Genomic DNA, 11,887 nt, shown 5'->3' with positions numbered 1-11,887 from the left:
CTGGAGCCGGCGGCCGCATTCAAACAAACAAGCTTCCAGCAGGGGAACGACAATGACATTTCACATGAAATCATCCATCGCCGCCGTGCTGATGCTCGCCGGCCTCGGTCTTGCCACCCAGGCCGCCAATGCCGACGCGCTCGACGACATCACCAAGGCCGGCGCGATCAATGTCGGCATTTTCTCCGACTTTCCGCCCTTCTCCTCGGCCAGTGCCGATATGAGCATCAAGGGCTATGACATCGACGTGGCGCAGTTCATCGCCGACCAGCTCAAGGTCAAGCTCAACTTGGTCAGCGTGACCGGGCAGAACCGCATTCCGTATCTTACCGACAAGCGCGTCGATATCCTGATGAGCGTCGGCTACTCCAAGGAGCGCGAGCAGGTGATCGATTTCGCCGCCGCCTACGCGCCCTATTATATCGCCGTCATCGGCCCGGCCGCGCTCAAGGTCGAAGGCAAGGACGATCTCGCCGACAAGTCGATCGCCGTCAACCGCGGCACGCTGGAAGATACGTCACTGACCGAGGCAGCACCCGCCTCGGCCGACATCCGCCGTTTCGACAACTATAATTCCGTCATCCAGGCCTTCATCTCGGGTCAGACCCAGCTGATGGTCGTCGGCAACGATGTCGGCGCCCAGGTGCTCGCCCGCCAGGAGGCACTGAAGCCGGAGCAGAAGTTCCAGCTTCTCACCTCGCCCTCGCATATCGGCCTCAACAAGAACGAGGACCGCCTGAAGCAGGCGGTCAACGACGCGGTCGCCAAGATGCTGGCCGACGGCAAGCTGGACGAAAGCTCGAAAGCCTGGCTCAAAACACCGCTCAATCCCGACAACCTCAAGGATTGATCTCCGGGGTAAGGACCTATCATGGGCTACAGCCTCGACTTCGGCTGGCTTGCCGATGCGACAGGTGCGATCGCGCGCGGGGCGGCCATGACGATCCTTTTGATCGCCGTGACCACGCTCGCGGGAACGTTCCTCAGCATCCTCGGCGCAGCAGGGCGACGAAACGGCCCCTTGCTGCTCAAGCGGGCAATCGGCGTCTATGTCGAAATTATCAGAAACACGCCGTTCCTTGTGCAGCTGTTCTTCATCTTCTTCGGGTTGCCCAGCATCGGCGTGAGGCTCGATCCGCTGCTGGCCGCCATGCTGGCAATGACGCTCAACATGGCGGCCTACACGATCGAGATCGTCGGCGCCGGGCTCGACGCGGTGCCGCGCGGGCAGACGGAAGCAGCCCTTGCGCTTGGGCTCAGGCTGCGTCAGGTCTTCGTCAAGATCGTGCTGCCGCAAGCGCTCAAGGTGATCTTTCCGGCGCTGACCAGCCAGATCATCATCATGATGCTGGAGTCCGCCGTGGTGTCGCAGATCGCGGTGCGCGAACTGACCTACGAGGCCGACATGCTGCAGGCGCGCACCTTCCGTGCTTTCGAGACCTATTTCGTGGTGACCATGGTCTATCTCGTCCTGTCGATGGGGCTGCGCCGGCTGCTGGTCAGCGGCGGCCGCCGCGCTCTGGGGGCCGGCGTGTCATGATCGAATTTACCTTCTGGGATATCGTCCGCAACCTTCTGCTCGCCGCGCGCTGGACGGTGCTTCTGTCACTGGCGGCCTTCGTCGGCGGCGGCGTGGTCGGCATGGTCGTGCTGTTCTTCCGGATCGCCAAAACTAAATGGGCGCGGCGGCTGGCCTCGGGCTACATTGCGCTTTTCCAGGGCACGCCGCTGCTCATGCAGCTCTTTCTGATGTTCTTCGGCCTGCCGATGCTGGGCTTGCGCATCGAGCCGTGGACCGCTGCAGCGCTTGGCCTGACCTTCTTCGCCAGCGCCTATCTCGCCGAGATCTGGCGCGGCGGCGTCGATGCGCTGCCGCGCGGCCAGTGGGACGCCGGCGCCAGCCTCGGCCTTCACTATCTGCAGGAACTGAGGCTGATCATCCTGCCGCAGGCGTTTTCGATCACCCGCGCCCCGACCGTCGGTTTCCTGGTGCAGCTGATCAAGTCGACCGCGCTGACCTCGATCATCGGTTTCGAGGAACTGGTCAGGACATCCAACGCCATCAACAATGCGACCTTCGAGCCGTTCACCGTCTATGGGCTGGTCGCCTTGATCTTCTTCGTCATGTGCTTCCCGCTGACGCAATATGCACGCTCGCTTGAACGACGGGCGACGACAAACTAGCAAACTGCCTCGGCGCTTTTCGTTCGAATGCCTTCTTAGCTTCTTCGGAGCTATCTCCTTGTTGCAAGAAGAGTTCTGTGTACTCTCCACATGCATTAGAAAGGCTTGGGGATGAGAATTGCATTGTTGGTCGCGTTGGCCGCGACAGTGGCTGGATGCGCGACCTCTCCGGTCGACTATGGAGCGTCGCTTTCGAAGCAAGACCGGAAATGGGCGTCGCCGGAATGCCAGCAAGCCCGCATGCAGGCTTCGGACTACGACGCTCGCGAAAAAAAGCAGCCGGGCTGGGGAACCGGCGTCTTTCTTGGCCCGTACGGATTAGGGCTCGCAGCAGCCATCAAGGAGCACCAGCAGAAGCAACGAAAATTGTTCGCGCGCGCGGTGCACCTGCGGTGCTCAAGTCTTCCACTGCCAAAGGAGTTGCAAAGCAATCTAAGCCCTCAGGCCGCGAGCGCCAATCAGACGAAATATCCATAGACATCATGACCCGCCCTCCTTCGCGACGACGACGCCGTTTCATCAATGCCCAAAGGAGAGCGGCGGCGCGATCCTGTCCCGCCGCAGCCAGCGCGCCAGGAGCAGTGCCGCCACCACCGCCAGCCCCAACGACAGGCCGATCCAGATGCCGACGCCGTCGAGCCCGGAATGGAAGGCAAGCAGCACGCCGAGCGGCAGGCCGATGCCCCAATAGCCGATCGCTGCATAGATCATCGGAACCTGGGTGTCGTGCAGGCCACGCAGCATGCCGGCGGCCACGGCCTGTGCCCCATCGAAAATCTGGAACAGCGCGGCAAAGGCCAGGAACGACACGGCAAGCCCGATCACAGTGGCATTGGCCGGGTCGCCGAGATCGATGAAGGCGCTGATCAGCAGTTGCGGCCATAGGATCATCACCAGCCCCATCAGCGCCATGAATGAGACGCCGATGACAAAAGCGGTCCAGCCGGCGCGGGAAACACCTTCCGGATTGCCGGCGCCATGGGCGAGCCCGACGCGCACCGTCGCCGCCTGGTTGAGGCCAAGCGGCACCATGAAGCTGATCGAAGCGATCTGGATGGCGATGGCATGCGCCGCGAGCGAGGCGGCGTCGATCAGCCCCATGAGGAGGGCCGCCGCGTTGAAGATCGTCACCTCGAAGGCAAGCAGGCCGGCGATCGGCAGGCCGAGCCGCAGCAGGCCCTTGAAGCGCGGCCAGTCGGCCCGCCAGAAGCGCCCGAACAGCTGATAGCGGCGAAACTTCGGCTCAAGCATCACCACCGCCGCCATGCCGGCGAACATCAGCATGCTGGACAGCGTGGTGGCGAGGCCGGAGCCGGCAATGCCCATCGAAGGAGCGCCGAGATTGCCGAACATGAACACCCAGTTGAAGAACACATTGCAGGCGACGGCAACGAAGACGATGACCAGCGCCCAACCCGGCCGCTCCAGGGCCGAGATGAACGAGCGCAGGACGATATAGCCGTAGAACGGCAGCACCGCCCATTCAAGCCAGCGCAGGTAGATGCCGGCCTGATGCGCCAGCGCCGGTTCCTGGCCCATGGCCAGCAACACGGCCTCGCCATACCAGAGAAATATCCAGATCGGGATTGAGATGAGGATTGCCAGCCACAGGCCCTGCCGCACGGTGCGGCGCAGATCGCGCACGGAGTGGCGACGGCGGCCGAGTTCCGTGGCGATCATCGGCGAGGTCGCCAACATCAGGCCGAGCCCGAAGATCAGCGGCATGAAATAGAGGTTGGCGCCGAGCGCGCCGCTGGCCAGCGTGTCCGGACCCAGCCGCCCCATCATCATGACATCGGTGGCGGTCATCGCCGTCTGGCCGAGATTGGTGAGCACCATCGGCCAGGCGAGCGCCAACGTCGCCTTGATTTCCCGACGCCAAAGATTTTCCGGCGCGCGCGCGCCGGCTTCGATCGCATACATTTTTTCGCCTATCCGATTGCGGCGCGTCGGCAAAAAGGGCCGGAAGCCGCGTCTCAGCGCGGAAAATGGCCGTGATCGGCCCGGATTCCGCATTATCCGCACGGCTTGTCCATGAAATGGGCAGCTATGGCAAGGGGCTGGCTCAAGGGAAGCGTTGAGCCAGCAATGCGTACGGCGCTGTGCCCTGTCATTCAAATGGACGATGACGGTGCTTGCCTGGAGAAGCGAGAATGTCGGGTTCATCTAGAATTTCGCGGCTAGTGCATATCGCCCAAAAGCGTGTCCCTGGGCTTGACCCAAAGGTGTGCAGCGGTTTTGGGAAAATCGCATGCACAAAAACAAAGACTTCAGGCGCGTCGCATGAATCGGTTCAAACCCGACGCGCCTTAAGCGGGGAACGAGGAAACGCCCTATGTCTCATGCAACGCTGCGGAGCCTTCGCAGCCTCGTTTCCGGCGTTTGCTTGCTTGCCGCCATTGTACCCTTCCCTGGCGCGAAGGCCTAGGGCAAACGATGTCGACGCGGCGATCGTCTTTGCGGTCGACAAGTCCGCCTCAATGAACATCGAATATGCGACTCTGCAGCGACAGGGGCATGTCGACGCACTCCGGTCGAAAGAGGTGGCGTACGCCATCGCCGGCGGGCTGGTCGGATGTATTGCCATCACTTACATCCAATGGTCGAGCGTTGGACGCCTCCAGACGGTGCTGCCGTGGACGACAATATGCGACAGTGGGCAGGCTGTAGCTGCGGCCTCAACCATCGACAGGGCGGGCGACACGGGTCAAGGGCGCAACTCTCGCGGAAGAACGTCTCTTTCCTTCGCGATCGACGTAAGCGGCCAATTGCTCGACAGGTTTCCAGGAACTGCAAGAAAGAACATCATCGATGTCTCCTCGAATGGAACCAACAATGACGGTTACCGGTGACGGAAAGCCGCCGGCGAGCGGTTGCCAAGGGTTACATCATCAATGCAATCGCAGTGGAGCGAACTGAGCCTGGCGTTACCACCGAGCTTCCCGACTACTTCAGGGAGAATGTCATTGGCGGGGCAGGATCATTCGTCATCGCTCCCGCTTCACCCGCCGACTATTCGGTCGCCATTCGCAGAAAGCTCGTTCTGGAGATCAGCAGTGCTGCTCCAAGCAATGATCGCACGACCCGGTAGCAGATCCCGCTGTCTCTTCTCTGGATATCCCTGGATCATCCGCCTCCGCCGGCGCATTTCGAAAAGTTGCGATGATCGTCGCCGACCCTCGTGAGATCCGGTCGCGCCGCTTGCAATACCGTCGGAAGCAGCGACTGTAGAAGTGTAGAAGTCGATGAGGTCTGCTCTTCAGGCGGTTTCCAGCCGGGCAGGCTGTATACCCAGTGTCTCGAAAGGGCATGCAGATGAGCGCGTTTCCCGAAATCCATCTGGTTCGGCATGGCGAGACGGAATGGAGCGCGTCGGGAAAGCACACCGGGCTGACCGACATACCGTTGACGCCAGCCGGCGAGGCGGCCGCTGGGGGGCTCGCTGAGCGGTTGCAGGGGCTTTCGTTCCAGGCAGTCTGGTCGAGCCCGTCGCAGCGCGCCTTCAAGACTTGTACGCTAGCAGGCTTCGGTTCGGCCGGCATGACGAAGGCCGATCTGGCGGAATGGGATTACGGCGCGCACGAGGGACTGACCACGAAGCAGATCCTCATCGAGCGTCCCGGCTGGCGTCTGTTTCGCGACGGCTGCCCTGACGGCGAGGCGGCAGAGGATGTCGGCGCAAGGGCGGATCGGATCGTCAATGAATTGCGCGACGTCAACGGCAATGTCCTGGTGTTTTCAAGCTCGCATTTCCTGCGGGTGCTGACGGCGCGCTGGCTCGGCCTGCCGCCGCAAGATGGCGCGCTATTCGTGCTGGATACCGCCAGCACAAGCGTGCTCGGCTATGAGCACGACCTTGGCGAGCCAATTATCCGGCGATGGAATCAGAGATAGCAGACGCATTGCAGGGTTCTTCGCGCCGCACCTACCTGATTTCGTCCAGCGCCTGTCTCTGCCGGTGCATTTCCAAAAACACGCGGTAGTCGCGGTCGAACCGGCCGGCGGCCGCCGAATTGGGCTCTCGCGTCTTGCCGCCTTGCTGCATGGCGACGCAGGCGGCGTTCAAATCGGGAAAAAGTCCGGCGGCGGTGGCGGCGATCATGCCGGTGCCGAGCAGCACCGCCTCATCGGCCAGCGGCTCGACCACCGTGCAGCCGGTAGCGTCGGCATAAAGCTCCATCAGCAGCGGGTTTTTGGTGTGACCGCCGGTGACATGCAGCGTGTCGATCAGATAGCCGTTCTCGTTCAGCGCTTCCAGCACATGGCGCACGCCCAGCGCAATGCTGACGGCGGTGCGCCAATACAGCTTGCACAGGCTGTCGAAGGAGGAATCCAGCGTCAGACCGCTGATGACGCCGACGGCATGCGGGTCGGCGAGCGGCGAGCGGTTGCCATGGAAATCCGGCAGCACATGCAGCCTTCCGGCCAGATTTTCGCCCTCTATAGCGCGCAACTCGACAACGCGCCGGGCAATCCTGGCGTGCATGGCGGCGTCCGGCTCGCCGCCGGCGCCGTGCCAGCGGATGATGTGATCGAGCAGCGCGCCGGTGGCCGATTGGCCGCCTTCCGACAGCCAAAGCCGGGGAAGGGCCGCGCCATAATACGGGCCCCAGACCCCGGCAAAGGGTTGCGGGTCGAGCGACATCGCCATGACGCAGCTCGAAGTGCCGGCGATCAGCGCCAGATGCCGGCCGATGTTGGTTTCATCGCCGGCGAAGCCGCCGAGCACGCCGAGCGCGCCGGCATAGGCATCGATGACGCCAGCGCCGACCCGGCATTGTTCGCTCAGGCCAAGCTCGGCCGCGGCTTGCTTGCTCAGCCGGCCGATATCGGCGCCCACCGGGCTGGCCTTGTCAGGCAGATTGCCGTGCTCGAAAAGATCGCCGAGCCCGACGGCTTTGAAGAAGTCGTGCCGCCAGCCGGTCTCTTCATGCGCCAGATAGGTCCATTTGGCGGTCAGCGTGCATTGCGAGCGGGCGAGCGAACCGGTTGCCATCCAACTGAGAAAGTCGGCGAGGTCGAATAGATAGCCGGCTTCGTTCCATGTTGCGGGCAGGTTGCGCTTCAGCCACATCAGCTTCGGCGTCTCCATTTCCGGCGACATGACGCCGCCGATATAGTCGAGCACGGCGTGGCCGCTTTCGGTGCATTCATCGGCCTCGGCAATGGCGCGGTGATCGAGCCAGACGATGGTGTCCCAGCGCCTTTCGCCTGTCACCGAGACACTGAGCTGGCCACCATCCTTGCCCCGCACCACCAGCGAGCAGGTGGCGTCGAAGGAGATGCCGACGATGTCCTGCGCTGCCACGCCGGCTTTTTCATTGGCCGCGCGCACCGCAATGCAGACCGCCGACCAGATATCCTGCGAATCGTGCTCGGCGTGATCGGCCTTCGGCCGGTTCATGACGATTGGATGCTCGGCGCGGCCGAGCAAGGTGCCTCCGGTGTCGAGAATGCCCGCACGGGCGCTCCCGGTGCCGACATCGACCGCGCAAACGAAACTGTTCGTCAAGATGTTCTTACTCTCGCTCCCAGGCCTGCAATCAGATCGGGCAGTTGCAGCATGTCAGCGAATATAAAGTCCGGTTCACTCGACGCAAGCCGCGCTTTCAGTGCCGGGTTGCCGGCATGCGAGCCGCCGGTGAAGGCGAGGACGCGCATTCCCGCCGCCCGTGCCGCCGCGACGCCGACGGGGCTGTCCTCGACGACGACGCAATTTTGCGGGATCGCTCCCATTTTGGCGGCGGCGTGGAGAAAAAGGTCCGGCGCCGGCTTGCCCCGCGCCACCATGGCGGCGCTGAACAGATGCGGCTCGAGCAGCCCGAGCAGCCCGGTGACGTCGAGCGCATAGCGGATGCGATCCAGCGTGCCGGAGGAAGCAACGCAGCATGGCACGGTAAGCTTCGGAAGAACCTGGCCGATGCCGGGGATCGGCTTCAGCTCGTCGCGAAACTTGCGCATCAGCCCGACGCGCATCTCGGTCAGGTGCTGGTCGGTGATATCAAGTCCGAAGTCGCGACCGAGGATTTCGCGAACGCTTTTCATGCTTTTGCCGAGGAAATGCTCATAGGCGGCATCCTCGCTGACAGTGCCGCCGGCAAGCGTGATCATGCTAAGCAGCGCCGAAACGGACAGCCCCTCGCTGTCGACCAGCACGCCGTCGCAGTCGAAAATGACCAGGTCAGGCGTCATTGAAGGGCCTTCATCGGCAGGGCTTCATCGGCATTGAGCCGATCTTAGAGGTTGCCGGCGAGGTAGCGCGTCAGCGTCGAACGTGCGCCATCGGCCCAGAGCGCCTCGAGCGCCTTGGCAAAGGCTTCGACGAACGGCGTCGAGCGGCCGACCTCGCCATAGATGTCCTCCATGGCCAGCCAGGCGGCAGGCGCAGCCTTTGCCGCCCTGGCGGTCGTCTGCAGCCGGTCCCAGCTTGGATCATTGGGCTCGATGACGGCGCCGCTATCGGTCGTGCCGAAGCAGTAGCGGCACCAGAGCGCCGATTCCAGCGCCAGGCCGGCGACGCCCTTGCCGGCCTTCAGCCGGTCGGCGATGGTCGGGATGATGAATTTCGGCTGCCGGTTGGAGCCGTCGAGGCAAAGCCTGCGAATGGTGTCGCCGATCTTCGGGTTAGAGAAGCGGTGCTCGATGAGCTGATAATAATCCTCCAGCACGGTGTCCGGCACCGGCGGCACGGTCGGGATGATCTCGTCGTGCTCCAGCCTGTCGAGAAAGCCGCGCACCAGAGGCTCCTGCATCGCCTCGTGGACGAAATGGATGTCCATCAGCCCGGCGGGATAGGCGATGGTCGCATGGCCGCCATTGAGGATGCGGATCTTCATCAGCTCATAGGGCGCGACATCGCTGACGAACTGCACGCCGACCTTTTCCAGCGGCGGGCGGCCGTCGGTGAAATGGTCCTCCAGCACCCATTGCCTGAACGGCTCGCAAAACACCGGCCAATTGTCGTCGAGCCCGAACTCGCTCGACAGAATGCCGCGCTCGCGGTCGGTGGTGGCCGGCGTGATGCGGTCGACCATGCCGTTGGGAAAGGCGACGTTCTCGCTCACCCAGGTCGCCAGTTTCTCGTCGATCAGCCGCGCGAGCCCGATGACGCCGTCGGCGGTGACATGGCCGTTGTGGGGGATGTTGTCGCAGGACATGATCGTGAACGGTACTATGCCGTCGTCGCGGCGGCGCAACAGCCCGGCAAGAATGATGCCGAAGACAGTCTTCGGCATTGCTCCCGGCTGCGCGTCGGCGACGATATCGGGATGGGTCGGATTGAACACGCCCGATGCCGGATCGATGAAGTAGCCGCCCTCGGTGATGGTCAGCGAAACGATCCTTATCGCCGGGTCGGCAAGCCGTTCTAAGATCGCGGCTGCATCGCCCGGCATCAGGAAGTCGATCATGGCGCCGGTGATGCGGGCGCTCATGTGGCCAGAATCCTGCTCGACCACGGTGGTCAGCCAGTCCTGTTCCTGCAACTTGCCGCGGCCAACTTTTTCGCCGTCGAAGACGCCGGCGCCGACCAGTGCCCAGTCGTGGCCGACGCCCGCATTGAACAGGTCGTCGAGATAGACGGCCTGGTGCGAGCGATGGAAATTGCCGACGCCGAAATGCACGATGCCGGCCCTGAGCGCGGCGCGATCGTATTTCGGGCCGACGACTTTTTCCGGCAGGCGGGACAGTGCCGCCGATGAGAGTTTTACGGTCATTTTAACAAACGCCTTCTCATTGCGGCGCCTGCGCCTGCCTGACCTTCTCCCCTTGTGGGAGAAGGTGGATCGGCGCGCAGCGCCGAGACGGTTGAGGGGTGCTGGACGAAGTGCTGCATCAGAACCCCCCGTCCACCCTCGTTTCACTCGGCACCTTCTCCCCCAAGGGGAGAAGGAAAGTTCAACTCATCCACTGGCCGCCATCGACATTGTAGGTCTGGGCGACGATGTATTCGGCGTCGTCGCATGCCAGGAACACCGCCATGCCGGTGAGGTCTTGCGCCGTGCCCATGCGGCCATAGGGCACGGCCTCGCCGACCAGCCGCTTCTTTTCGCCCTTCGGCCGGTTTTCGTATTTGGCGAACAGGGCATCGACATGGTCCCAGTGCTCGCCGTCGACGACGCCGGGCGCGATGGCGTTGACGTTGATGCGGTGCTTGATCAGGTCGAGGCCGGCCGACTGGGTGAGCGAGATGACGGCTGCCTTGGTGGCGCAATAGACGGCAACCAGCGCCTCGCCGCGGCGGCCGGCCTGGCTCGCCATGTTGATGATCTTGCCGCCCCGGCCTGCCGCGATCATCGAGCGGGCGGCTGCCTGCAGCATGAACAGCGTGCCGGCGACATTGACGGAAAACAGCCTGTCGTAGCTCGCCTTGCTGATCTCGACGATCGGCGCCAGGTCGAACAAAGCGGCGTTATTGACCAGGATGTCCAGTCCGCCGGCCCTTGTCTCGACCGCTTTGACCGCCGCCTCGATCGAAGCGAGATCGGTGACGTCCAGTTTCACGGCGTAAGCCTTGCCACCGATCTCCGAAGCGGCCTTTTCCGCGGCTTCGAGGTTGATGTCGCCGATGGCGACGGTGGCGCCCTCGCGAACATAGGCTTCGGCGAACGCCCGGCCGATGCCGCGCGCCGATCCGGTGATCAGCGCCGATTTACCCTCGAGCCTCATTGCAACATCGCCTTTCCGTCGGCGCCGAAGCGGTGCAGCTTGGTCTGGTCCGGCGTCAGATAGATCGTGTCGCCGTGATGGGCGGCCAGTTCGCCGTCGGCGCGCACCGTCAGCGGCCCGACACCGTCGGCCTGAACGTGCAGAAACGTGTCGGAGCCGAGATGCTCGGCAACACCGACCGTGGCTTTCCATTCGCCTGAAGTCGTCGAGATGTTCATATGCTCGGGACGGATGCCGACGGTCTTGGCGCCATGTTTGGCCGCCGGCGCGCCTTCGATCAGGTTCATCCTGGGCGAACCGATGAAGCCGGCGACGAACAGGTTCTTCGGCGTCTTGTAGAGCTCCATCGGCGAGCCGACCTGTTCGATGTTGCCGGCGTTGAGCACGACGATCTTGTCGGCCATGGTCATCGCCTCGACCTGGTCGTGGGTGACGTAGATCATCGTCGTCTTGAGCTGATGATGCAGTTCGCTGATCTCCAGCCGCATGGTGCCGCGCAGTGCTGCGTCGAGGTTGGACAGAGGTTCGTCGAACAGGAAGGCCGATGGCTGGCGCACGATGGCGCGGCCGATGGCGACGCGCTGGCGCTGACCGCCGGAGAGCTGGCCGGGACGGCGATCGAGATAGTTGGTGAGGTTCAGGATGCGCGCCGCGTCCTTGACCTTCCGATCGATGGTGGCCTGGTCCTCGCCCGCCATCTTCAGCGGGAAGGCGATGTTCTTGGCCACCGTCATATGCGGGTAGAGCGCATAGGACTGGAACACCATGGCCAGCTTGCGCTTGGCCGGCGCCTCGCCGGTGACGTCGCGGCCGTCGATGTTGATGGTGCCGGCGGTGGTGTCCTCCAGCCCGGCGATCAGCCGCAGCAGCGTGGACTTGCCGCAGCCCGACGGGCCGACGAAGACGACGAACTCGCCGTTCTCGATGGCCAGGTCGATGCCCGGAATGATGACCGTCGACCCGAACGACTTGGAGACGTGCTTGAGCGTGATATTTCCCATGGTTTCCTCCCCGAGGGGTTATTGTCCGTCGTTCA

13 protein-coding genes are annotated in these 11,887 nt (G+C 63.2%); 7 read left to right on the top strand and 6 right to left on the bottom strand.

Features of this window, described 5'->3' with window-relative positions; genetic code table 11:
* The first annotated feature begins 52 nt into the window (after window positions 1-52).
* The 4 genes from X738_RS68720 to X738_RS68705 all read left to right on the top strand — a co-directional run bounded on the left by X738_RS68720 (window position 53) and on the right by X738_RS68705 (window position 2,661).
* Entirely contained in the window at window positions 53-850 is a 798-nt protein-coding gene (locus X738_RS68720) for a transporter substrate-binding domain-containing protein (RefSeq protein WP_023801532.1), read from the top strand.
* A 21-nt stretch (window positions 851-871) separates the two neighbouring features.
* Complete coding sequence (locus X738_RS68715) at window positions 872-1,540, top strand: amino acid ABC transporter permease (protein ID WP_023801531.1); 669 nt, start codon at window positions 872-874, stop codon at window positions 1,538-1,540.
* On the top strand, window positions 1,537-2,184 hold the full coding sequence (locus X738_RS68710; protein ID WP_023801530.1) for an amino acid ABC transporter permease: 648 nt from the start codon (window positions 1,537-1,539) through the stop codon (window positions 2,182-2,184). Before X738_RS68715 ends, X738_RS68710 begins: the two co-directional genes overlap by 4 nt.
* Before the next feature lie 111 nt (window positions 2,185-2,295).
* Complete coding sequence (locus X738_RS68705; RefSeq protein WP_023801529.1) at window positions 2,296-2,661, top strand: hypothetical protein; 366 nt, start codon at window positions 2,296-2,298, stop codon at window positions 2,659-2,661.
* A gap of 42 nt (window positions 2,662-2,703) precedes the next feature.
* Here X738_RS68705 and X738_RS68700 read toward each other — a convergent pair whose 3' ends face one another.
* Window positions 2,704-4,107, bottom strand: coding sequence for an MATE family efflux transporter (locus X738_RS68700; RefSeq protein ID WP_023801528.1), 1,404 nt, complete (start codon window positions 4,105-4,107; stop codon window positions 2,704-2,706).
* 557 nt (window positions 4,108-4,664) lie between these two features.
* Between X738_RS68700 and X738_RS89170 the strand changes: the two genes are divergently transcribed.
* From X738_RS89170 to X738_RS68690, 3 genes are all read left to right on the top strand, one after another.
* Entirely contained in the window at window positions 4,665-5,036 is a 372-nt protein-coding gene (locus X738_RS89170; protein WP_373420447.1) for a DUF1194 domain-containing protein, read from the top strand.
* Window positions 5,033-5,275, top strand: a complete 243-nt coding sequence (locus tag X738_RS89165) for a DUF1194 domain-containing protein (RefSeq protein ID WP_373420446.1) — start codon at window positions 5,033-5,035, stop codon at window positions 5,273-5,275. The genes X738_RS89170 and X738_RS89165 overlap by 4 nt, the downstream gene beginning before the upstream one ends.
* Before the next feature lie 224 nt (window positions 5,276-5,499).
* Window positions 5,500-6,078 carry a histidine phosphatase family protein gene (locus X738_RS68690; RefSeq protein ID WP_031255789.1) on the top strand — a complete coding sequence of 193 codons (579 nt, stop codon included), beginning with the start codon at window positions 5,500-5,502 and terminating at the stop codon, window positions 6,076-6,078.
* Between the two features lie 31 nt (window positions 6,079-6,109).
* Here X738_RS68690 and X738_RS68685 read toward each other — a convergent pair whose 3' ends face one another.
* From X738_RS68685 to X738_RS68665, 5 genes are all read right to left on the bottom strand, one after another.
* The gene (locus X738_RS68685) at window positions 6,110-7,696 is read right to left on the bottom strand and encodes an FGGY-family carbohydrate kinase (protein ID WP_023801526.1); all 1,587 of its coding nucleotides are present in this window, start codon (window positions 7,694-7,696) and stop codon (window positions 6,110-6,112) included.
* The gene (locus X738_RS68680; protein WP_023801525.1) at window positions 7,693-8,376 is read right to left on the bottom strand and encodes an HAD family hydrolase; all 684 of its coding nucleotides are present in this window, start codon (window positions 8,374-8,376) and stop codon (window positions 7,693-7,695) included. The genes X738_RS68685 and X738_RS68680 overlap by 4 nt, the downstream gene beginning before the upstream one ends.
* 44 nt (window positions 8,377-8,420) lie before the next feature.
* Window positions 8,421-9,899 carry a mannitol dehydrogenase family protein gene (locus X738_RS68675; RefSeq protein WP_023801524.1) on the bottom strand — a complete coding sequence of 493 codons (1,479 nt, stop codon included), beginning with the start codon at window positions 9,897-9,899 and terminating at the stop codon, window positions 8,421-8,423.
* Between the two features lie 181 nt (window positions 9,900-10,080).
* Complete coding sequence (locus tag X738_RS68670; RefSeq protein ID WP_023801523.1) at window positions 10,081-10,851, bottom strand: L-iditol 2-dehydrogenase; 771 nt, start codon at window positions 10,849-10,851, stop codon at window positions 10,081-10,083.
* Window positions 10,848-11,852 carry an ABC transporter ATP-binding protein gene (locus X738_RS68665; RefSeq protein ID WP_023801522.1) on the bottom strand — a complete coding sequence of 335 codons (1,005 nt, stop codon included), beginning with the start codon at window positions 11,850-11,852 and terminating at the stop codon, window positions 10,848-10,850. Before X738_RS68665 ends, X738_RS68670 begins: the two co-directional genes overlap by 4 nt.
* Between the last annotated feature and the right edge of the window lie 35 nt (window positions 11,853-11,887).

The sequence above is a fragment of the Mesorhizobium sp. L48C026A00 genome (assembly GCF_000502375.1).
Lineage (GTDB): Bacteria > Pseudomonadota > Alphaproteobacteria > Rhizobiales > Rhizobiaceae > Mesorhizobium > Mesorhizobium muleiense.
The sequence above is the reverse complement of the archived record's forward strand: the minus strand, read 5'-3'. Positions and strand labels throughout refer to the sequence as shown.